The organism is Staphylococcus capitis subsp. capitis (assembly GCF_040739495.1).
GTDB classification, from domain to species: Bacteria; Bacillota; Bacilli; order Staphylococcales; family Staphylococcaceae; genus Staphylococcus; species Staphylococcus capitis.
This window is the reverse complement of sequence record NZ_CP145263.1, coordinates 1049722-1073697: the sequence shown is the minus strand read 5'-3', so window position 1 is coordinate 1073697 and position 23976 is coordinate 1049722. Positions and strand designations below refer to the sequence as shown.

Genomic DNA, 23976 nt, shown 5'->3' with positions numbered 1-23976 from the left:
CATCTTTCATTATAACGTAAATTCTCTTTTGATTAAAATAGAAAATGTATTAATTGCTAGATTATTTTCAAAACTTTATACTTATTAAAAACTTTCGTATGAAGGGGTATAGTTATGACTAACGTAAAAGAAACAAATTATTTGATGCTTACCAAGCAATTAAAGAGTTTAATCGAGGATGAACATCATTTAATTGCAATTTTAAGCAACACTTCTGCCCTAATCAATGATCATTTAGATCAAGTTAATTGGGTCGGATTCTATTTAATAGAAGATAATGAACTTATCTTAGTTCCATTTCAAGGTCATCCGGCTTGTGTGCATATCGAAATAGGTAAAGGTGTATGTGGTACTGCTGTTTCTGAAGATGCTACACAACGTGTAAGTGATGTTCACCAATTCCCTGGGCATATCGCATGTGATGCGAATAGTAAATCAGAAATAGTAATACCTATTCATGTTAATGATAAAATTATTGGCGTCCTAGACATTGATGCACCGATAAAAGATAGATTTACTTGGGATGATCAAGAAGGCTTAGAGCAAGTCGTTCAAATTCTAGAAAAACAATTAAATCAATCATAAATAAGTGTTGACAGTTCTCAATAAACTGGTACAATAAAATTTGTGTGAATTAACGAAAATAGCAGTTGTATATTATCAAGCTCTATGTTGTTCCCGACGCGGACGTGTCACGTAACTGACGCTATAAGGTGAAGACACATAAAACAATATATCTCGATAAGCATATAACACTCTTTTTTGTTTTTTCATAACAACAAAAAAGAAAAAGGAGGAGTCTCACATGGCTCGATTCAGAGGTTCAAACTGGAAAAAATCTCGTCGTTTAGGTATCTCTTTAAGCGGTACTGGTAAAGAATTAGAAAAACGCCCTTACGCACCAGGACAACATGGTCCTAACCAACGTAAAAAATTATCAGAATATGGTTTACAATTACGTGAAAAACAAAAATTACGTTACTTATATGGAATGACTGAAAGACAATTCCGTAACACATTCGAAATTGCTGGTAAGCAATATGGTGTACACGGTGAAAACTTCATGATTTTACTTGCTAGTCGTTTAGACGCAGTAGTTTACTCATTAGGTTTAGCTCGTACACGTCGTCAAGCACGTCAATTAGTTAACCATGGTCACATTGAAGTAGATGGTGGACGCGTAGACATCCCATCTTATTCACTAAAACCTGGTCAAGTGATTACAGTACGTGAGAAATCACAAAACTTAAACATCATTAAAGAGTCTGTTGAAATCAACAACTTCGTACCAGAATATTTAGACTTCGATGCTGACAGCTTAAAAGGTACTTTCGTTCGCTTCCCAGAACGTAGCGAGTTACCAGCTGAAATCAATGAACAATTAATCGTTGAGTACTACTCAAGATAATCGATTTCTTCAAATTTTACCCCAATTCCTTTCCGGAATTGGGGTTTTTTTAATGCCACTTCCTCATCAATGAAGGTTAGTGGCATTTATGCATAAGCTTTAGCTTAGGCGGTCCTTGTTTCCCCTACAACTTAAACATTTCTTCTGGTATGTCTGAGATAATTCCATCTACTCCATAATGTAAAAGTTTCTTAGCCGCCTTAGGTTTATTAACTGTGTAAGGTAATACTTTTAACATTTCTTCATGGGCATGTTTCATAAATCTTTTAGTAACTAACTTATAATTTGGATTCGCATAATCTGCAATCTTCGCAATTTCTTTAAAGTCTGGTAATTTATACCAATATTTCTTTTTACTCAATAATACACCTAATTCGTATTCTAAATTCATATTTGCTAACTTCTTCACACAATCAAAATCAAATGATTGCAATATCACTTTGTGAGAAGGCATATCTTTTTCTTTTAACTTATTTACAATCATCTCTTCAATACCTGGATATTGAGATGGTGTCTTGATTTCTATAAGTAGCTTTTTTGAAAAATTATTAACTAAATCAAGCACCTCATCAAATGTAGGTATACGTTCACCTTTGAACGCATCTCCTCTTTTTACACCAAAATCAAATTCTCTTAACTCTTCTAAAGTATAGTCTTTGACTTTACCTTTCCCATTAGATGTACGATCAATAGTATCATCATGAATAATAACAAGTTGTTTATCCTTAGTATAATGTACATCAATTTCTAACATATCTATATGAAGCATAAGGGCATGTTTATATGCAATAAGTGTATTTTCAGGATAATCTTCAGGCAAACCTCTATGTGCTACGATTTGAAAAGTTTGATTTGGACGTGCAATTTTCATGAAAGTCACCTTTCTTTTAATCTTTTTTAAATTACTCTAAACTTAAATTACCACAATGACACAGGAGGTCAATCTAAATGGTAAAGCATGATTTCAAAGTAGTTACTCAATGGAAAGGTGGACGGAATGAGATAGGCACTGTTCAAGGAGATTTGATTAACGAACAGATTTCAATCCCCTATTCTTTAGGGGGTCAAGGCATAGGTACAAATCCTGATGAAATGTTAGTATCGGCAGCTTCCTCATGCTATATTATTTCACTCGCTGCAACTTTAGAAAGAGCTGGATATAAAGATATACGCATTAATCAACACTCTGTTGGCACTGCCTCCTTTGAAAATGGAAAATTCAAAATGGAGTGTATTACACACTATCCTAAAATTAATGTCGACAACAATCATAAAGATAATCTAAAGAAGAGACTACTAAAACTCTTAAAAATTACGGATAATAATTGTATGATTTCAAATGCTATAAAAAATAATGTTGAAGTACGTATTGAACCAACTTTAGTTTAAATTGCAAAAGCTATCACAAATTGGAAACATGTAAACGTTTTATAAGTGTGATAGCTCAATATTTAGGGTTTTAAATATTCAGAATATTTGCTAAAATAGAAAAATCTTACAGTGGGAGGAATGTTTATGCAGTATTACCAACCTTTATTATTAACTCCAGGTCCAACGCCAGTTCCAAATTCAATTATGAGCGCGATTCAATTACCTATGGTCGGACATAGATCAAAAGATTTTGAAGACATAGCTGATGAAGCATTTAAAGGTTTGAAACCTATTTTCGGTACAAAGAATGAAGTACTCATATTAACTTCTAGTGGTACAAGTGTTCTTGAAGCAAGTATGCTGAATATCGCAAATCCAGATGATCACATCGTTATTATTGTCTCAGGTGCATTTGGAAATAGATTTAAACAAATCGCTGAGACATACTATAGAAATGTGCACGTTTACGATGTAACATGGGGAGAAGCTGTTGACGTTAATGATTTCATTAAATTTTTAAAACAATTAAATCATCGTGTTACAGCAGTATTCTCTCAGTTTTGTGAAACTTCTACTGGCGTATTACATCCTGTACATGAATTAGGTCACGCTCTTAAAAATTATGACGATTCACTGTACTTTGTCGTAGATGGTGTAAGTTGTATTGGTGCAGTCGAAGTTGATTTAATTAAAGATAAAATTGACGTTCTTGTTTCAGGTAGCCAAAAAGCCATCATGTTACCTCCTGGTGTTGCTTTTGTTGCTTATAGTGACAGAGCTAAAGATCGTTTTGCTGAAGTAACTACACCTCGATTTTATTTAGATTTAAATAAATATCTTAGCTCTCAAGAACAGAATTCTACACCTTTCACTCCTAATGTTGCTTTATTTAGAGGAGTTAATGCATATGTAGAATTGGTTAAACATGAGGGATTAAATCATGTTATAAAGCGCCATTATAGCATACGTAACGCTTTACGTACTGCTTTAAAATCTCTTGATTTAGAGTTATTAGTTAAAGATGATTCATATGCCTCTCCTACTGTAACGTCTTTCGTACCTAAAGACAAAGAAGAATTAACTTATTTAAAAGATCAACTTAAATCACGTTTCAATATTACAATTGCTGGCGTTCAAGGACATTTGAAAGGTCATATATTACGCATTGGTCATATGGGGAAAGTGTCTCCATTTGATATCCTCTCTGTTGTTTCAGCAATAGAAATTCTTTTAACTGAATCTAGAAATAAAAATTATATCGGCAAAGGTATTGCTCAATTTATGGAGGTTATCAAACATGAGTCATAAAATTTTAGTATCAAACCCTATTTCTGAAGAAGGTTTAAAAAGTTTATTAGATAACAATGAATTTGAAGTGGATATTCAAACTGATTTATCAGAAGAAGAGTTAATCAATATCATCGGCAATTATGAAGGATTAATTGTACGTAGTCAGACTCAAGTCACTGATAAAATTATCAACTCAGCTTCACGTCTTAAAGTTATCGCTCGAGCGGGTGTTGGGGTTGATAATATTGATATTGAAGCTGCAACGTTAAAGGGTATCTTAGTGATTAATGCCCCTGATGGTAATACAATTTCTGCAACAGAACATTCAATTGCAATGATTTTAGCAATGGCTCGCAATATCCCTCAAGCGCATCAATCATTACGTAATAAAGAATGGAAACGCAAAGCGTTTCGCGGAGTAGAACTATATGGTAAAACACTAGGTGTCATCGGAGCTGGACGTATTGGTCTAGGCGTTGCAAAACGTGCTCAAAGTTTTGGCATGAAAATTTTAGCATTCGATCCTTATTTAACTGAAGACAAAGCGAAATCTCTAGATATTCAAAATGCAACTGTTGATGAAATTGCTGAACAGGCTGACTTCGTTACAGTTCATACGCCTTTAACACCTAAAACACGTGGCATTGTTGGGGAGTCATTTTTCAACAATGCTAAACCAAATCTTCAAATTATTAATGTTGCAAGAGGTGGAATTATTGATGAAGAAGCACTTATTCATGCTTTAGACAATAATTTGATAGATCATGCTGCCATTGATGTCTTTGAACATGAGCCACCTACAGACTCTCCATTAATTTCTCATGATAAAATAATAGTTACTCCACATTTAGGCGCTTCTACAGTTGAAGCCCAAGAAAAAGTAGCTGTTTCAGTTTCAGAGGAAATTATAGATATATTAACAAATGGAACGGTTGAACATGCAGTAAATGCTCCAAAAATGGATTTAAGTAATGTTGATGAAACAGTCAAATCATTTGTTGATTTAGGTACAACTATAGGTGAATTTGCAATTCAATTATTAGAGGGAGCTCCAAGTGAAATTAAAATTACCTTTGCTGGAGACTTAGCCACGAATGATACAAGTTTAATAACTAGAACAATTGTGACCAATATACTTAAAGAGGATTTAGGTGAGGAAGTTAATATTATTAATGCTTTAGCTCTATTGAACCAGCAAGGTGTAACATATAATATTGAAAAGCAGAAAAAACATTCTGATTTTAGTAGTTATGTTGAGCTTGAGTTAACTAATGATAAAGACCAAATTAAAATCGGAGCTACAGTTCTAGCAGGATTTGGTCCAAGAATCGTTCGAATTAATGACTTCTCACTTGATTTCAAGCCAAATGAGTATCAAATAGTAACTTGTCATAAAGATAAACCTGGCATTGTTGGTCAAACTGGTAACCTTTTAGGTAGTCATGGTATTAATATCGCCTCTATGACATTAGGTAGAAATAATGAAGGTGGCGACGCACTTATGATTCTATCAATTGATCAACAAGCCTCTTTAGATGTTATCAATATTTTACGTGAAACTGGTGGATTTAATAGAATTATTAGTACAAAACTTACAATATAATTTTTAAGGCTACAGAACATTTTAATCTCGTTCTGTAGCCAATTTTTATAATAGAATATTCCTTATTTTAGTAACATCCTCAACGATGTAATCAGCACCATATTCTTCGAGTTCTGGCTGCGCTTTATCACCTTTTAGACCTGTTAACGTCCCAATAAATGTAGCGCCAATTTTTTTCGCACTTAATAAGTCAGCCAGTGAATCACCAACTATATAGACCTCGTCTTTATTCACTATATTTTCCTGATGAGTAGCATACTCCTTGTATCTATTTCTGTCATTACCATTCAAGGTAGCTATATAACTAAATGGGTTAGGTTTACCTAAAGGTTGATACTCTGGGTAATCACTCTCAGCATCTAACACCTCACTGGCAGTAACAATGTGTTCATCATCAAAATATGATTTAAGTCCTAATGATTCGAAAGGAATGATTGTTTCTGTTCTAGGACGACCTGTAGCAATCGCTAGATGATAACCCGCTTCTTTTAAATGTTGTAATAATAATTGAATTTCTTCTTGAGGTTTAAGTATCACTTCTTCATAAATGAATCCCTTTTTAAAATCTAATAATGCGGTACCCTCTTCTACTTTATTGAATAAATCCTTACCTAAATACCATTCTTGATATGTATCTTTAGCGAGTTGCCATAGATTACTTTTTAATTTAAATAATTCTGTATCATCAATTTCTAATTGGTCTTTAGCATATGATTCTAAATCTTCATATATAGCATCTTTCCCATTTCTGAAGGAATCAATCACTTCTAATGGTTTCTCGTAATCTATCTCTTTATGTAATAAATGTTTATTCATTTCGAATAAAGTTTTTTCATTAAAAGTACTAGAATTTAAAAACTCACATCTTTGTGATTGATCAAGTTGCTTAGCAAGATCAATTAAATGAATACTAAATACGATAAAAAGCATATCCCAATTAGAATTTAATCCTAATGATTTTAATTGATTCAATATTTTATCATGTTGAAATACACGTTCTCGTATTTCCTGAATCTTTTTATCATTTAAATCATTTTCAAAATCTATGTATGTTCCACAACCTAAAAAAATACCTTCACTCGTCAAAAGTTCTTCTACAGTAATTGCTGAAACATCAAAACAGCGTTCTTCACTCAAAAATACACCATCAACATCAAATAATATGGACTTCACTACTTACACCTGGCCTTTCAGAAAATTCTGATACAACTTATATTACATGTTTAATGTTAAAAGGGCAAACCTTCAATAGATTTGCCCTTCCATCAAATATTTTGATAACTATTACATTTGTTTCTCTATTTCATCTGCAACTTGTTGAACATGTGTACCAATAATCACTTGTGTTGAGTGTTTACCACTTTTAGTAACCCCTACTGCACCTGCATTTTTAATTTTCTGTTCATCTATAATAGAATTATCATTTAATTCCATTCTTAAACGCGTAGCACAGTTTGTTAAACTTGAAATATTATCACTGCCGCCTAGTCCATCTAAAATTTGTGAGGCTGTATGATAATATTTGCCTTTAGATTCTGAGTATGTAGCAGAATTATTTTCAGACGTAGCGTTAGCCGTTGGATCCGCAAGTTCATTATCCCCTCGACCAATTGTACTCAAGTTAAACACTTGGATAACAAATCTAAAAATAGTGTAATATAAAATAAAGAATATGATACCTTGAACTAGTAACATCCATGGCTTATTTGACACTGGGTTAACGAGTGATAAGACAAAGTCAATCAACCCAGCGCTAAATGAGAAACCAGCTGTCCAGTGAAAGATAGCCGCTATAAATAGCGATAACCCTGTTAACGCAGCATGAATGATAAATAAAACTGGTGCAACGAACATGAAAGCAAATTCAATTGGTTCAGTTACTCCAACAAAGAAAGCAGAAATAGAACTTGCTAAGAACCAAGCGTAGACTTGTTTTTTCTGACTAGATTTCGCTGTATGATACATCGCAAGCGCCGCCGCTGGTATACCAAACATCATTACAGGGAAGAACCCTGCTTGGTAGCGACCAGTAATGCCTTTAACTGCATCTTTACCACTTTGGAATTTACCTATGTCATTGATTCCGGCAGTATCAAACCAGAATACATTATTTAATGCATGATGTAATCCAGTTGGTATAAGCAAACGGTTAAAGAAACCATATATCAATGCACCAAATGGTCCCATACCTACTATCCACTTACCAAAAGTAACAATTGCATTAAATACTGGTGGCCATAAAAAAAGTAAAACAATAGCTAAAAATGTACAGAAAAAAGCAGTCATGATAGGTACTAAACGTTTACCACTAAAGAATGACAGTGCCACAGGCAATTCAGTTTCACTAAATTTGTTATAGCAAAATGCTGCAATTAAACCAATTAAAATTCCTACAAAGACATTCCCATTTGTCATTTGCTCAAAAGCACTATTAACATCTGTCGTTTTTACTTGTAATAGAGGTGCTAGTTTTTTAGGCGAAAGCACGACTGTGACTATGAAAAATCCTAAAGTCGCAGCTAATGCAACTGCACCATCATTTTTCTTAGCCATACCTATCGCAACACCAATTGCAAATAATATTCCTAGTTGTTCGAGTATCGTTTCCCCTACACTTGTAAAGAACATTGCAACTTGTGGCAAAATTGATAGCGCGTCTAGCACGTGACCTATCCCTACAATAATTGCTGCAGCAGGTAATACTGCAACAGGTAGCATTAACGACCTACCTAAGTTTTGAAAAAATTTGTACATGAACATCATCCCTCTAATAAAATTTCAAATCACATTAAACATTGAAATGCTTTTCATATATTAATAATTAATTTTACTTAATTAATTTACCATAAAATAAGACTTTAGAGATGCACTATTTTTAATTAATTATAACTATTTCGTGAGTTTATGCCTTTTACATGTAAACGTTTTATTTATCATCAAAAATTTAAGAACGTCAATTTTTCAAATCTAGGTTAATTGACGTTCTCATATACAAAGCGTTTATAACTTACTTAATTAGTCCTCTAAACGTTTAGCAATCTCATTGAGTTCTTTTTTTAATTCATTTGTGCGTTTTTCTATTTCTTTAGTAAGATATTCTACTTTTTCATTTCGTTTTAAATCTTTTGGAATATCACTTGTATCAATTGGTTCACCAATTTTTATCATAGCTTGTCCTGTAATTAAGCCATGAATTTTTTTAGGACCTACGTATGCAGCCGGTAAAATTGGTGCTTTACCTAACATTGCTATAGTTGCAGCACCACGTTTTAATGGTGCACCTTCCATAGCAGTACGGTGACCTGTTGGGAAGATACCAACTGTTTTATGTTCTTTAAGCAGATTGATAGGTCTTTTTAATGTGCTTGGACCAGGATTCTCTCTATCTACAGGGAATGCATTTAAGGAGCTTAAGAATTTGCCGCCCCATTTATTACTAAATAATTCTTTTTTAGCCATATAATGAATTTGATTTGGTAGTAATGCCATACCTAACATAATCACTTCATTATAGCTTTCATGTGTACAAGTCACTACATATTTACTATCTTTAGGAATATTTTCTTTTCCAATTACATATAATGATTTAGCCATTTTGACTAAAATGACGTCTAAAATTTTACTTATAATGCTGTACATTATGTCACCCGCTTCTTGATTTTGTTTTTTAACATATAAATTTTATCATTTCCCTTAATCGAGAACAATAGACGTCCCTCTTACGTGATTAAAGTTATCATTTTTAAAATTGAACTACCTTTCAAAATACGTCTAAAGTCTGATAGCCGTTTACTAGCCAAACTCTTAAAAAAATTACATAATTAGATAGAAGAGAATATTATTTGGAGGTTACATATGTCAGATCAAACACAACAACATCAGTCACACGACAATTACCAACGTCCTTCATACAATAAAAAGCCCAAATTTCCTTGGTTTAAGACAATTATAGTTGCGCTTATTGCGGGAATTATTGGTGCACTACTTGTATTAGGTATAGGAAAGGTTCTTAATCATACTGTTCTCAATCATGATGGTGCATCTGTTCAAGAGGTATCAAATAGTAAGGGCGGTAACCAACTTGATGGTAAAAGTGATAAATACAAGTCGGTTCACGATATGATTAAGGATGTGTCACCGGCCATAGTTGGAGTTATTAATATGCAAAAATCTTCAAGCTTAGATGATTTACTAAAAGGCAAATCATCAAAACCTGAAGAAGCAGGTATTGGTTCTGGTGTTATCTATCAAATCAGCAATGGTTCAGCTTACATCGTTACGAATAATCATGTCGTCGATGGTGCATCCGAAATTAAAGTACAGTTACATAATTCCAAGCAGGTAAAAGCGAAGTTAATTGGTAAAGACGCTCTTACTGATATTGCAGTTCTTAAGATTGAGGACACTAAAGGTATTAAGTCTATCAAATTCGCTAACTCATCTAAAGTACAGACTGGAGATAGCGTCTTCGCAATGGGTAACCCACTTGGTTTAGAGTTCGCCAATTCAGTTACTTCGGGAATTATTTCAGCGAGTGAACGAACTATTGATGCCAATACATCTGCAGGTAATACTAAAGTTAATGTTTTACAAACTGATGCGGCTATTAACCCTGGTAACTCTGGTGGTGCGTTAGTTGATATCAACGGTAATTTAGTGGGTATTAATTCTATGAAAATTGCTTCCGAGCAAGTAGAAGGTATAGGGTTTGCTATACCAAGTAATGAGGTTAAAGTCACGATTGAACAACTCGTTAAACATGGTAAAATTGAACGCCCTTCTATAGGAATAGGATTAATCAACCTTAGTGAAATACCTGAATCTTATCGTAAAGAGTTGCATACAACAAAGGATTCTGGGGTTTATGTTGCTAAAGCGGATAATAGTAATAATGTTAAAAAAGGAGACATTATTACTCAAGTAGATGGTAAGAAAGTCAAGGAAGATACTGATTTAAGATCATATCTTTACGAACATAAAAAACCTGGTGAAACGATTACCTTAACAGTCATTAGAGATGGCAAGACTAAAGATATTGAAGTGAAATTGAAAGAACAGACACGAACTTCATCATCACAATCTCAAAGTCAATTTGCGCAATAATTGTTTGACCTTAATAATCAAATAAGCCAAGAGACATTAACAATAGTGTCACTTGGCTTTTCTGTATTTATAATTCAATTTCATTGGATTTATGCGTAAGAAATAACGCAGGTAAAACGATAAGTAACAATGCTATAGTTGAGACTAAGAAACCTGCATGATAAGCTCTTAAACTTTGAAAAATTGATGGATGATCGAATGTTAACATGGATGCTATTACAGTTGCGATAATGGCTGTACCTAGACTAGAACCAATATTTTCAATCATATTAATCCCTACACCCGCTTCGGCAATTTGTTTATCGTCAATGCCTTGATAAGCATCGCTTGTAAGACCAAGATTTATCCCGCCTACGCTACAACCTCTTATAAAAAGTATCAAAGACAACCATACAATATGCGTGTGATTTGAAACGAACATCAATGGCACTGTACCAAACATGGCTATAATAATGCTCACTATGACTACATATTTCGCACCGATTTGGTCAATCATTTTTCCAATATAAGGTCTTATAATTAACATACCTAGACCTTGAGGTATTAAAGCTAAAGAAGCTTCAATAGCAGTATAATGTTTAAAGTTCTGGAAGAATAATGGAATAATTAACATTGGTCCCATAATTCCTATATTGGCAAGAAACAATCCAATAGATGACGCAGCATAGTTCTTTTGTGTAAATAAATTGATTGGTAGAACTGTATGATAATGTCTTAGACGATTATAAATACAATAAGTAATCGTTAAAAGTATTCCCATGATAATGTATATCATTGGTTTCAAAGTAAAGAATGTACCATCATCAGAAGCTTTCGTCACACCACAGATTATGCTGATACTCATAAATGATAATAATAATATTCCAATTACATCTAATTTACTGTCTTTATTAAATGGTTCAAATTGAGGTACATATTTATTCATCAATGGTATTGCAATGATAACGATAAAGATATTAATAAAAAATATCCAACGCCAGCTCGCAAAATGGATAATAAATCCTCCAAGAACAGGGCCCAATATAGGACCGAAGATCATGGGCGTACTAACCACTGCCATAACCTTACCAATATGATCTTGCCCTGCTGTTTTCACAAGTAATGTAAACATTAAAGTTGTGATAACTCCCGCACTAAATCCTTGTAAAATTCTAAAGATATTAAATACGATAATATTCCAACTCACTCCAGCTAATATAGAAGTTAAGCCAAAAGCGGCCATTGCTAAAATAAAAAACCTTCTTTCCATTAAACTGATTCATAAACCAACCGGACAATGGTACAGCAATGGCGAGCGCTAATACGTAACCTGTAATTCCCCACTGAACAATATCTAGAGAACTATTAAATGTATGATTAAGTTGTTTAATAGCTATATTTATCATTGTTGAATCTAACATTGGAGCGATGGCGCCTAAAGCAATTGCCCAAGCTGCAGTCATTACCTCTTTAGTGACACCATTGGATTGAGAATGAGATGTTGCCATTTGTATTCTCCTTCGTTCAAATTGTTTCTTCGTCAACAAAATATACGCTCGTTTTGTTTCTTTTTCAACAATAATTCGGTAAAAATTTAGGATACTGCAATTTCAATGTATTTAAGAAATTACAATATCCCCATATTCAATGTAATAATCCTTGCTTTTTTATTTCATGATCAAGGTGCGCATTATATTTTTCAGCAAAACGCATCATTGATTTAAATTCGTCTTCGGTGATATTATCAAACACCTCTTGATCCCTACGTTGAAATTCTTTATGAAGTTCTTCATGGGTTTGGTAAATTTGCTGACCCGCTTCGGTCAACCGAAAATAAACTTCCTTTTTATTATTAGGATTTTTATAACTCTCTATTAAGCCTCTTTGCTCAAGACGTTTAGTAAGTTTACTTATCGCGCCTCGTGTCATAAATAATGCTTCTGTTAATCGCCTTACATTAGGTTTGTTAAGCTCTTCAATTGCTTCAATACAATGCACTTCAATTGGTTTATTTCCTTTAAGCGCTTCTTCCATTTTTCCTTTGTTTAGCCAAGCAATTTTATTAAAGATATCCCGAAAATTTTTCATCATCAATTGTTCTTTATTCACACTACGCACCTCCTATTATTGAAAATAAACCTCCCAACCAATGAGATGATTAGGAGGTCATTTTTTAACACATCACTTATTGATAATTAACCATGAAATATTTTTTCTTACCACGACGAATAATTGTAAACTCATTATCAATTTTATCGTCATTGCTTAATTCATAATCAACTGACTGTTGACGTTCGCCATTAATATAGATAGCACCATTATTAACATCTTCACGTGCTTGTCGTTTAGATGTAGCAATACCTGTTTCAATTAACGCTTCAATAATATTCGTTGTTTCAGAAGATAATGAAACTTGAGGTACATCTATGAAACCTTCTTTTAATTCTTTACCAGTTAATGATTTCAAGTCACCGCTAAATAAAGCCTTAGAAATTCTAATCGCATCATTTAGCGCTTCCTCACCATGAATAAATTTAGTTACGTTTTCTGCTAATGCTTTTTGAGCTTCACGAAGATGTGGCGCCTCTTCTTTAGATTGTTCTAAACGATCAATCTCTTCTTTATCTAAGAAAGTAAAGTATTTTAAGAATTTAATCACATCTTCATCAGATTGGTTAATCCAGAATTGATAGAATTCATATGGGCTTGTCTTTTCAGGGTCTAGCCAAACAGCACCTGACTCTGATTTACCAAATTTCTTACCGTCAGATTTAGTTACTAATGGGATTGTAAGACCAAACGCTTCAGTTTGACCGTACATACGGCGCATTAATTCGATACCACTTGTAATGTTACCCCATTGATCTGAGCCACCAACTTGAATTTTACAATTTAATTCACGATTTAAATGACCGAAATCGATAGCTTGTAAAATAGTATAAGTGAATTCCGTATAAGAAATACCGTGTTCTAAACGTGTTTGAATGGAATCTTTACCTAACATATAGTTGACGCCTACATGTTTACCATAATCACGTAAAAAGCTAATTAAAGATATTTGTCCAAGCCAATCTTTATTGTTGACTAAAACCGCACCTTTATCTGTACCAAATTCAAATAAGCGATGCATTTGCTTTGATAATCCTTGTACGTTAGCTTCCACTTGTTCTTCAGTTTGTAAAACACGTTCTTCTGATTTACCAGATGGATCACCAATCATACCTGTACCGCCACCGATAAGCACGATTGGACGATGACCATGTTCTTGGAAACGTCTTAATGTTAGGAATGGTAGTAAATGTCCAATGTGTAAACTATCAGCAGTAGGGTCAGCACCACAATATAAAGTAACTTGTTCTTTATTTAATAAATCTTCAATACCTTGTTCGTCAGTTTGTTGATATATTAAACCTCTCCATTTTAAATCTTCAATTAATGCATTAGCCATTGCTAACATCCTCCCTTAATATTTTTATAGTTATTATTTTGTTTTGAAAATGGTTACTCGTGAGTGTGTAATTTAATAAAAAGTATTTGATATTGCATTTAATTTATTTTTCAAAAATAAATTTTTAATACAAATCAAATAAAAAAAGCCCTTACATCTTAACATGTAAGGGCGCTTATGCACGGTACCACCATACTTTAACAAGAGTTTATGTACTCTTGAAAAACTTTATTAATGAGACGTTCATTAATGAAACGTTGAATAACTTTATAGAGGTGTATTCACATATAAGCAAATGCTAGTTCGCAGCGACCACTAACTCTCTGTAATCTTCCTTAAATGCTACTTCTCCTCGTATCCAAAACATATTGAATTGAATTTAATTATAGATAACATTATTTTAAAAGTCAACTTCATGAATATGGTATACTATACCTAAATTTAGGAGGTATACGATGCACAACAATAAGAATATTTCACAATCAACGGATAGATATGTGCAATTCGAACGTATTTATAAGAAAATCAAAAATATTTGTGTAGGCATTTTTGTTGTATTTTCCATAATTGGAATCGCATTGATTTTAGCATTAGTGATATACTTCCATCATTTAACTAAGGAAGCGTCCTCTATTAGTGATAAAGAGTTAAAGCAGAAAGTGTTACACCTTCCAGGCGATGAACTAATAAATCATAGTAACAAACATATTTTAGAAGAATATGATCATTCTCTTAATACTCTGATTGTGGGACCTAAATCTGTAAATCCGATTGTAATAAAAGCACTTACCTCATCCGAAGATACTCTCTTCTATAAACATAATGGTATCTTACCTAAAGCATTAATGAGAGCAATGTTTCAAGATATTATTGATGCAAATGAAACATCAGGTGGTAGTACGATTACACAACAACTAATTAAAAACCAAGTTTTAACAGATAAAAAGACATATAGTAGAAAAGCAAATGAAATTATTTTGGCTATGAGACTTGAGAAACTTCTATCTAAAAATGAAATCATTTATACTTATCTGAATATTGTTCCGTTTGGTCATGATTATAATGGGGCCAATATTACTGGTATAGCATCAGCTTCATATAGCTTATTTGGTGTAGCTGCCAAAGATTTAAACATCGCTCAGTCCGCTTATTTAGTAGGACTCTTACAAAGTCCTTATGGTTATACTCCGTATGATAACCAAGGTAATTTAAAAAGTAATCGGATATTACATTATAGTATTCACCGTCAGCGTTATGTTTTAAAGCGTATGCTTGTGGAGGGCAAAATTTCAAAAAACCAATACATTAAAGCGAAAAAGTATCGTATTAAATCACACTTACTCACTCACCCTCCTCAACAAGGTGCGTAGTCATAATAAGTAAAAAAGCACTAGTGACTTGTAAAATCACTAGTGCTTATTATCTTTAGAAATGTATTGTTTAAAAATTAGAATAGTCCAATCGCTTGTCCATCATCAGTAACATCCATATTAAGTGCAGCTGGTTTCTTAGGTAAACCTGGCATTGTCATAATTGCACCAGTTAACGCTACAATAAATCCTGCACCTGTTTTTGCTTCTAGTTCTCTGATAGTAATTTCAAAATCTGTTGGAGCACCTAATGCTGTTTGATCATCACTGAATGAATATTGTGTTTTAGCCATGCACACTGGATAATTGTCCCATCCATTTTCTTTAAATTGCTTTAATTGCTTTTGAGCCTTACAACTAAACGTAACTTTTGAACCACCATAAATTTCTTTAACGATTGTTTCAATTTTACTTTCAAGTGGTTGTTCTAATTCATATAAGTGTTTAAATGTTTGAGGCTGATCAATGACTTCAAGTACGTGATGAGCTAAATCAACTCCACCTTTACCGCCTTTTTCCCATACTTCAGTTAACGCAATGCGTACACCTTGTTCTTGAGCCCATTGTTTAACAAACTCAGTTTCTGCTCCCGTATCATGTATAAATGCATTTAAAGCGATAACAGGTTCAAGGCCATATTTCTTCACATTGTTAACGTGACGTTCAAGGTTTACAATACCCGCTTTAACCGCTTCTAGGTTTTCCTCTTTAAGTTGATCTTTAGCAACACCACCATGCATTTTTAGTGCTCGAATCGTTGCAACTACCACTACCGCTGATGGTTCAAAGCCTGCCTCGCGTGATTTAATATTGATAAACTTTTCAGCACCTAAATCTGAACCGAAGCCAGCTTCCGTAACAACGATATCTGCTAAATTCCTAGCTGTTTCAGTAGCTAATATAGAGTTACAACCATGTGCGATATTAGCAAATGGTCCACCGTGCACAAGTGCTGGTGTACCTTCTATCGTTTGAACTAAATTGGGTTTAATTGCATCTTTAAGTATTAACGCAAGTGCCCCTTCTACTTTTAAATCTTGAACTGTTACGGGTTTACGATCTCTAGTATAACCGATAGTAATACGACTAATTTTTTCTTTTAAATCCTTAATACTACGACTTAAGCATAAAATCGCCATTATCTCTGATGCTACTGTAATATTAAAACCATCTTCTCTTGGAACACCATTTGTTGGCCCACCCAATCCAACATTTACATAACGAAGTGCACGATCATTCATATCTAATACACGTTTCCACTCGATACGACGTTGATCAATGCCTAATTCATTACCTTGATGTAGATGGTTATCAATAAATGCAGATAATGCATTATTTGCAGTTGTTATTGCATGAAAATCACCATTGAAATGTAGGTTAATATCTTCCATTGGTAATACTTGTGCATATCCACCACCTGTGGCACCACCTTTAATACCAAAAGTTGGTCCAAGCGCTGGTTCACGTAATGCGACCATCACGTTTTGTTTTAACTCATTAAATGCATCTGCTAAACCTACTGTAACTGTGGATTTTCCTTCTCCAGCTGGCGTAGGACTCATAGCAGTCACTAATACAACTTTACCTTTTTTCTCTCTAGGTTTAATCTGATTAATATCTATTTTAGCTTTATAGTGTCCATATTGTTCAAGTGCATCTGCAGATATACCTGCTTTATCAGCAATTTCTCCAATAGGTTTTAATTGTGATTGATTTGCAATCTCTAAATCTGATAAATGTGCCAAACAATTCAACCCCTTGATCATTATGTAGTATTAATTAATATTTAATTATTCTTGATACGTCTTATATGGTTTATGATAACCGACTTAATTTCAATTGTCGAATATTTCAAGAATTATTCAAATCAATGTTCGTTCTTAAGAATGACTTTAACTTATTTGAAAATGAGAGCTAAAGCTGATACTTTAGCTCTCAATTATTAATTGTAATCCTCCATTGTACTCAAATCACCTGCATCTAAATCTAATTCCCAAGCTTTAAGCACACGTCTCATAATTTTACCTGAACGTGTTTTTGGCAACTTGTCTTTAAATTCAATTTCTCTAGGCGCAGCATGTGCTGATAACCCTTCTTTAACATATTTACGGATATCTTCTTTTAACTCATCTGATGGTTCATATCCTTGTCTTAATGCAACGAAGGTTTTAATAATTTCTCCACGAACTGGATCAGGTTTACCAATAACACCTGCTTCCGCTACGGCTTCATGTTCTACTAATTTTGACTCAACCTCAAATGGTCCAACACGTTCTCCGGCTGTCATAATAACGTCATCAACTCGTCCTTGGAACCAGTAGTATCCATCCTCATCTTTATAAGCTGAGTCACCAGAAACATACCAATCTCCGATAAAGTATGAGTTAAACTTTTCAGGATTTTTCCAAATAGAATGCATCATAGAAGGCCAACCCTTCTTAATTGCTAAATTACCCATACGATTAGGTGGGAGTTCATTACCTTCATCATCTATGATTGCTGCCTCAATACCAGGTAGTGGTTTACCCATAGAACCTAGTTTAATATCCATAGTTGGGTAATTTACAATCATATGTCCACCTGTTTCAGTCATCCACCATGTATCTAAAACACGTTTATCATAGACATCTTTCGCCCATTTTATTACTTCTGGATTTAGTGGTTCTCCTACAGATAAAATTGACCGTACAGATGATAAATCGTATTTTTCAACGATATCGTCTCCAGCACTCATTAACATACGAAGTGCTGTTGGTGCGGTATACCATATCGTAACTTTAAATTCTTCTAACATGCTATACCAAGATTCAGGTGAGAATCGCCCACCTGCTATGCAATTCGTAACACCATTTAACCAAGGAGCAAAGACTCCGTAAGATGTACCAGTTACCCATCCTGGATCAGCTGTGCACCAATAAACATCATCTTCTTTTAAATCTAATACGTATTTTCCTGAGATATAATGTAATAGCATTGCTTGTTGGACGTGCAATACACCCTTAGGTTGTCCTGTAGAACCTGATGTATAGTGAAGAATTAATCCATCATCTGGCGCTAGCCACTCAATATTAAATTCCTCGCTAGCTTGTCCCATTTCTTTATTAAAATCAATGTATTCACCATCAACGTCATCATCTACAACAATGATTGTTTCTAAATGAGGTAATTTATCTTTCGGAATTCTAGGAAGTAATGCTTTATTCGTAATGACTACTTTAGCTTCACTATTAGCTAAACGATCTGCTACAGCCTTTTCCATGAACGCTTCAAATAATGGACCCACAATCGCACCAATTTTTAAAATACCTAAGAACGCAAAGTATAATTCAGGTGTACGAGACATAAAGATAAAAACACGATCTCTTTTTTTAACATCCGCCTTATCTTTAAGAACATTAGCTGCTTGATTTGATAACTTTTTTAAATCACTATAAGTGTATGATTCTTTACGTTTCTCATCTTTATAATTTAATGCTATTTTTTCCCCTTTTCCGTTATCAACATGACGATCGATACATTCATACGCCATATTCATTTTTCCTGTTTCATACCAAGAAAATGATTTTTCTATCTCTTTCCAATCGAAATTTTGATAAGCTTCATTATAATTCTCTAAATTGTAATCCCCTGGTTCTCTTTTATACACTTCAACTTTCATAATTAAATCCCCCTTGTTTATGAAATCGCTTTCTTTAAAAGTAATTATACATATAATTTTCACATTTTTCAAAAATCTTTGTATTCTATTACTATTTAATTGTTCATGTACAACCTTTTTATATATAATAAGTTTAATAACAAGTTAAGTCACCTGCATAAGGAGATGATAACGTGAGACATGTTAAAACTTATGTAACTAAGAATCTTAAACTAAGTGACACTACTTTTGTCATTGAAGGACCTATTTCGTACACTTTTTTGAAAACGCTTACTTTAGATGGCCAGCTAAATGCATTCCGCCTACCTCAGGATCAGTATGAAGCACTTTTAGAGATTACTGAACTACCTGAAGGTCGTGTCTATATCATTCGTCAAGACAAGCATATCGTTGGATATGTGACATATCATTATCCTGATGAATTCGAAAGATGGTCCGAGGGTCATTTGACCTATTTAATTGAACTAGGAGCCATAGAGATAAGTCCTACATACCGTCACTTACATTTAGGTGGCGAGCTTATTGCGACTAGTTTATCTGCGGATGAATTTGAAGATTATATTGTATTGACTACTGAATATTATTGGCATTGGGATTTGGATCAAGCACAGCTAGATGTTTTCGAGTATAAGAAATTGATGCAAAAGTTAATGTCTAAGGGTGGATTAGAAATTTTTGCTACAGATGATCCTGAAATCACTAGCCACCCTGCTAATTGTTTAATGGCGCGTATTGGCAAACGTATCACTTTGTCACAACAACAAGCTTTTGACGATCTTAGATATAAAAATAAATTCTTCTTTTGACATACTACAAAAGAATCTAATTTCAAAAGTATCATAGTTAAATATCTCGCATTCAAATAAAGTTAATCAAAATAGTGAGAATGTTGTTACGGGGGGAGCATCATGCCAAATAAAAATTTAAGTACTGGTTATGTTTATTCTGAAGATCTCTTACAATACCGCTTTAGTAACGAACACCCGTTCAATCAAATGAGGCTTAAACTAACGACTGAGTTGTTAAAGGACGCGAACTTTTTAAAGGATGAGCATATCGTAATACCACGTATAGCTACAGATGAAGAACTCGCATTAATTCATCAATATGATTATATTCAAGCTATTCGGCACGCTTCACATGGTATATTAAGTGAACACGAGGCAAAGAAATATGGACTCAATGGTGATGATACGCTTCAATTTAAACATATGCATCGTCATAGCGCTCGGATTGTAGGAGGAGCGCTTAATTTAGTGGATTGTATCATGGATGGAACATTTATTAATGGATGCCATCTCGGTGGTGGTTTACATCACGCACTACCCGGACGAGCGAATGGCTTTTGCATTTATAATGATGTTGCTATTACTGCAAAGTATTTAGTTGAAAAATATCATCAACGCGTCATGGTTATTGATACAGATGCACATCATGGAGATGGTACACAATGGAGCTTTTATACAGACAATAGAATTATGACTTATTCCATTCATGAGACAGGAAAATTTTTATTCCCGGGCTCTGGTCATTATACTGAACGTGGTGAAGATATAGGATATGGTTATACGGTAAATGTGCCTCTTGAACCTTATACTGAAGATGCCTCTTATCTAGAGGTATTTAAAGAAACTGTAGAACCATTAGTTGCAGCTTTTAAGCCTGATATCATTTTAAGCGTTCATGGTTTAGATATCCATTATAGAGATCCACTTACACACATGAACTGTACATTAAATAGTCTATATTCTATTCCATATATAATCCAAGATTTAGCAAAACGCTATTGTAATCATAAAGTATTAATGTTCGGGGGCGGAGGTTATAATATTTGGAGAGTTGTCCCTCGAGCCTGGAGTCACGTCTTTTTAAGTTTAATAGGGGAGCCTATTCAACGAGGTTACCTCCCGTTAAATTGGATTAATAAATGGAAGTTATATAATACCGTCAAACTACCAAAACGCTGGGAAGATCGTTTAAATGATTATGCTTATATTCCAAGAACTAAAGAAATATCTGATAAAAATCTTAGAATTGCTAAACAGGTTGCAAGTTGGTATGAACGTTATAGCGATATTTAATAATATATTAAAAAGGGTGCTCAATGAATCATGTTGAAACATTGAGTACCCTTTTAAATTTTATATTTACGTTTTCTCTTCACTTAACAATCATTTATAATTTTAATTAGTCGTTCCACGATATTTTATTCTGTGAGGAAGAATTACATTTGGTTCTTCAATTTCTTCTTCATTCATATATTTTGTCAATAATCTCATGCCTACTGCACCGATATCATATAGTGGTTGTATAACACTAGATAGTTGTGGGCGTACCATTTCGACTAAACGTGTGTTGTTAAAGCTTAAAATTTGTAAGTCTTCAGGTACATTAACCCCAGCATCTAATGCGCTGTGTAAAATACCAATTGCTTGCTCGTCACTAATTGAAAGAATAGCGTCAGGCATATTATTTTGTAATTTTTCAAATGCTTTGATTCCCTCTTTATAGCTTTCTTTACCAGAGAAATGTAATGCCTCATCAAGTTCTAAATGATGTTGATTTAAAACTTTTGTTAAACCTTGTAATACATCATCTTGTGCTTTTTTAGAATAATCGCCACCTACAAGTGCAAATTTCTTAGCACCTTTTTCAATCATATGTTGAGTGGCTTCTTCAGCAGCTTGTTTGAAATCAATATTAACTGATGCAATATGATCATCTTTACTATTTGTTCCTGATACCACAACTGGAACTGAAGATTGATTAATTAAATCTTTAATTTCTTCTGAAATAGTACCACCAAGGAAAATAATACCATCAACTTGTTTACTTAATAAATTATTAAAGATTTCTTTCTCTTTTTCAGGGTCATTATCAGAATTGGAGATGATTGAGTGATATTTATACATTGTTGCAATATCCTCAAGACCTCGCGCGAGTTGTGAATAATAAACATTTGAAATATCTGGAATTATCACACCTACAGTTGTAGTACGTTTACTTGCAAGTCCTCGTGCAACTGCGTTAGGTCTATAATTTAGCTTCTTGATGACCTCATTGACTTTGTTTCTCGTTTCAGGTTTTACGTTTTGATTGCCGTTAACTACGCGTGATACAGTTGCCATCGACACACGAGCTTCTCTAGCTACATCATAAATCGTTACAGTCATAATTTCCTCCTTGTAAGCGTTTCATTGCTTATAATATCGTGTTTTCATATCATTTTCAAAGTTTATCATATTTATGGTTATTGTGAAATGATTTTGTTCTTTTGTCACATTTCTGTCAGAAAAAGCAAGTGCAATTCATTTATATTATATACTTTTCGCTTAAAAAATTTAAATAAATAAAAATTGAAAATTTAATTTAAACTAAATTCAATAAAAAATAAAAAGACTACATCATTATTCAAGAAAAGAATAACTTAGTAGTCAATTTAGTATAAACGATTGCAAAATGTTTATTTTAACTTTTTAGCATTATACATATCTGCAAGTGGTTTAAGTTCATTGTAAAAATCATTAAACTCGTTCAAATCCATTTGTTGTCCAGCATCACTTAATGCAACTGATGGATCAGGATGAACTTCAGCCATTACGCCATCAGCACCAACGGCTAATGCTGCTTTTGCAGTTGGTAGCATGATATCTTTTCTGCCTGTACTATGAGTTACATCAACCATTACTGGTAAGTGTGTACCTTGTTTTAAAATAGGTACTGCAGAAATATCAAGTGTATTACGAGTCGCCTTTTCATATGTACGTATTCCACGTTCACATAAAATAATATTTCTGTTGCCTTGAGAAGCAATGTATTCAGCTGCATAAGTAAACTCTTCAATTGTTGCAGATAGACCTCGTTTTAAAAGAATTGGTTTGTTTGTGCGACCAGCTTCTTTTAACAGTTCAAAGTTCTGCATATTACGTGCACCAATTTGGAAAACATCTAAATATTCGTCTGCTACTTCAAAGTCATTAGGATTTACAATTTCACTTACTACATTAAGATTAAATTTATCTTTTACATTTTTAAGGATTTTTAATCCTTCTACACCAAGTCCTTGGAAATCGTAAGGAGATGTACGTGGTTTAAATGCACCACCTCTAATAAATTTTTCTCCTCTAGATTGTAAATCTTTAGCAACAGCATCTACTTGTTCTTGTGATTCAACTGAACAAGGTCCAAATACAAATGATTTATTACCATCACCAATAATGCCACCATTATCAAATTTCACAATAGTATCTTCAGGTTTTAATTTTCGTGATACGTATAGATGTTTTTCGTTTTCAGATTTTTGTAAATCAGTAGAGGCTTTAAAAATTTCTTTAAACAACTGCTTGATTACATTATCATTAAATGGACCCTCATTTCGATCCAATAAATCATTAATCATTTCTTTTTCACGTTGAGGATCATATACTTGAGTTCCTTGTTTAATTTTTTCTTCTCCAATTTTTTGAGCTAACTCGCCTCTTTTAGATAACAAATCTAAAATTTGATAGTTTAATGAGACAATTTCCTCTCTGTATTCTTCCAATTTATTAGTCATTTCTACTCACCTCTAAGATATAGTTATGTATGAAAGTATATTACTTTAAAGCGATAAAATAAAAGTATTTAGACTTAATTCTAACAATTTCATTTTTATTGTTCAAGCGCATGTTTACAGAAAATAGAAAATTTTCTAAAAACGTCAACTACAATATACATTTTGGTGAAAACTTTTCAACATTTAATTAT

At 33.4% G+C, this 23976-nt stretch carries 19 protein-coding genes and 1 pseudogene; 9 read left to right on the top strand and 11 right to left on the bottom strand.

The window, feature by feature from the left end:
• The first annotated feature begins 114 nt into the window (after positions 1-114).
• Both V6C74_RS05475 and rpsD read left to right on the top strand, forming a co-directional pair.
• Positions 115-585, top strand: a complete 471-nt coding sequence (locus V6C74_RS05475; protein WP_103175534.1) for a GAF domain-containing protein — start codon at positions 115-117, stop codon at positions 583-585.
• Positions 586-805: 220 nt separating this feature from the next.
• Positions 806-1408 (top strand): 30S ribosomal protein S4, encoded by a 603-nt coding sequence (gene rpsD / locus V6C74_RS05470; protein WP_002434877.1) that lies wholly within the window; start codon positions 806-808, stop codon positions 1406-1408.
• A 124-nt stretch (positions 1409-1532) separates the two neighbouring features.
• Here rpsD and V6C74_RS05465 read toward each other — a convergent pair whose 3' ends face one another.
• Entirely contained in the window at positions 1533-2279 is a 747-nt protein-coding gene (locus V6C74_RS05465) for a glycerophosphodiester phosphodiesterase family protein (protein ID WP_016898234.1), read from the bottom strand.
• A gap of 77 nt (positions 2280-2356) precedes the next feature.
• Here V6C74_RS05465 and V6C74_RS05460 point away from each other — a divergent pair, with 77 nt between their 5' ends.
• The 3 genes from V6C74_RS05460 (at position 2357) to serA (ending at position 5672) form a co-directional block, all read left to right on the top strand.
• Complete coding sequence (locus tag V6C74_RS05460; RefSeq protein ID WP_016898235.1) at positions 2357-2797, top strand: SACOL1771 family peroxiredoxin; 441 nt, start codon at positions 2357-2359, stop codon at positions 2795-2797.
• A gap of 126 nt (positions 2798-2923) precedes the next feature.
• A complete protein-coding gene (locus tag V6C74_RS05455) occupies positions 2924-4087 on the top strand; it encodes an alanine--glyoxylate aminotransferase family protein (protein ID WP_002453452.1) in 1164 nt (387 codons plus the stop codon).
• Positions 4077-5672: a phosphoglycerate dehydrogenase gene (serA, locus tag V6C74_RS05450; protein WP_016898236.1), complete on the top strand. Its 1596-nt coding sequence runs from the start codon at positions 4077-4079 to the stop codon at positions 5670-5672. The genes V6C74_RS05455 and serA overlap by 11 nt, the downstream gene beginning before the upstream one ends.
• A gap of 45 nt (positions 5673-5717) precedes the next feature.
• Here the strand turns inward: serA and V6C74_RS05445 are convergent, their stop codons facing one another.
• The 3 genes from V6C74_RS05445 to V6C74_RS05435 form a co-directional block, all read right to left on the bottom strand.
• Positions 5718-6845 (bottom strand): HAD family hydrolase, encoded by a 1128-nt coding sequence (locus tag V6C74_RS05445; RefSeq protein ID WP_103175533.1) that lies wholly within the window; start codon positions 6843-6845, stop codon positions 5718-5720.
• A gap of 111 nt (positions 6846-6956) precedes the next feature.
• On the bottom strand, positions 6957-8426 hold the full coding sequence (gene nagE / locus V6C74_RS05440) for an N-acetylglucosamine-specific PTS transporter subunit IIBC (RefSeq protein WP_029625714.1): 1470 nt from the start codon (positions 8424-8426) through the stop codon (positions 6957-6959).
• A gap of 261 nt (positions 8427-8687) precedes the next feature.
• Positions 8688-9311, bottom strand: coding sequence for a 1-acyl-sn-glycerol-3-phosphate acyltransferase (locus tag V6C74_RS05435; RefSeq protein ID WP_002453456.1), 624 nt, complete (start codon positions 9309-9311; stop codon positions 8688-8690).
• A gap of 216 nt (positions 9312-9527) precedes the next feature.
• On the opposite strand from V6C74_RS05435, the gene V6C74_RS05430 reads away from it, so the two are divergent.
• Positions 9528-10775: a trypsin-like peptidase domain-containing protein gene (locus tag V6C74_RS05430; RefSeq protein WP_023350102.1), complete on the top strand. Its 1248-nt coding sequence runs from the start codon at positions 9528-9530 to the stop codon at positions 10773-10775.
• A gap of 67 nt (positions 10776-10842) precedes the next feature.
• On the opposite strand, the pseudogene V6C74_RS05425 reads toward V6C74_RS05430, so the two are convergent.
• The 3 genes and pseudogenes from V6C74_RS05425 to tyrS form a co-directional block, all read right to left on the bottom strand.
• Positions 10843-12262, bottom strand: a pseudogene (locus V6C74_RS05425) (DHA2 family efflux MFS transporter permease subunit).
• A 136-nt stretch (positions 12263-12398) separates the two neighbouring features.
• Positions 12399-12863 carry a MarR family transcriptional regulator gene (locus V6C74_RS05420; RefSeq protein WP_016898240.1) on the bottom strand — a complete coding sequence of 155 codons (465 nt, stop codon included), beginning with the start codon at positions 12861-12863 and terminating at the stop codon, positions 12399-12401.
• 76 nt (positions 12864-12939) lie between these two features.
• Positions 12940-14202 (bottom strand): tyrosine--tRNA ligase, encoded by a 1263-nt coding sequence (tyrS, locus tag V6C74_RS05415; RefSeq protein ID WP_002453460.1) that lies wholly within the window; start codon positions 14200-14202, stop codon positions 12940-12942.
• A 455-nt stretch (positions 14203-14657) separates the two neighbouring features.
• Here tyrS and V6C74_RS05410 point away from each other — a divergent pair, with 455 nt between their 5' ends.
• Positions 14658-15572, top strand: coding sequence for a transglycosylase domain-containing protein (locus V6C74_RS05410; RefSeq protein WP_002453461.1), 915 nt, complete (start codon positions 14658-14660; stop codon positions 15570-15572).
• Between the two features lie 77 nt (positions 15573-15649).
• Here V6C74_RS05410 and V6C74_RS05405 read toward each other — a convergent pair whose 3' ends face one another.
• Positions 15650-17317: a formate--tetrahydrofolate ligase gene (locus V6C74_RS05405; protein WP_103175532.1), complete on the bottom strand. Its 1668-nt coding sequence runs from the start codon at positions 17315-17317 to the stop codon at positions 15650-15652.
• A 197-nt stretch (positions 17318-17514) separates the two neighbouring features.
• On the bottom strand, positions 17515-19230 hold the full coding sequence (acsA, locus tag V6C74_RS05400; RefSeq protein ID WP_070664323.1) for an acetate--CoA ligase: 1716 nt from the start codon (positions 19228-19230) through the stop codon (positions 17515-17517).
• 173 nt (positions 19231-19403) lie between these two features.
• Here acsA and V6C74_RS05395 point away from each other — a divergent pair, with 173 nt between their 5' ends.
• Both V6C74_RS05395 and V6C74_RS05390 read left to right on the top strand, forming a co-directional pair.
• Entirely contained in the window at positions 19404-20036 is a 633-nt protein-coding gene (locus V6C74_RS05395) for a GNAT family N-acetyltransferase (protein ID WP_002453464.1), read from the top strand.
• Positions 20037-20138: 102 nt separating this feature from the next.
• Positions 20139-21311 (top strand): acetoin utilization protein AcuC, encoded by a 1173-nt coding sequence (locus V6C74_RS05390; RefSeq protein ID WP_070664325.1) that lies wholly within the window; start codon positions 20139-20141, stop codon positions 21309-21311.
• A gap of 102 nt (positions 21312-21413) precedes the next feature.
• On the opposite strand, the gene ccpA is transcribed toward V6C74_RS05390, so the two are convergent.
• Positions 21414-22403, bottom strand: coding sequence for a catabolite control protein A (gene ccpA / locus V6C74_RS05385; RefSeq protein WP_002453466.1), 990 nt, complete (start codon positions 22401-22403; stop codon positions 21414-21416).
• Between the two features lie 290 nt (positions 22404-22693).
• Positions 22694-23785, bottom strand: a complete 1092-nt coding sequence (locus tag V6C74_RS05380) for a bifunctional 3-deoxy-7-phosphoheptulonate synthase/chorismate mutase (RefSeq protein WP_002434695.1) — start codon at positions 23783-23785, stop codon at positions 22694-22696.
• Positions 23786-23976 lie beyond the last annotated feature (191 nt).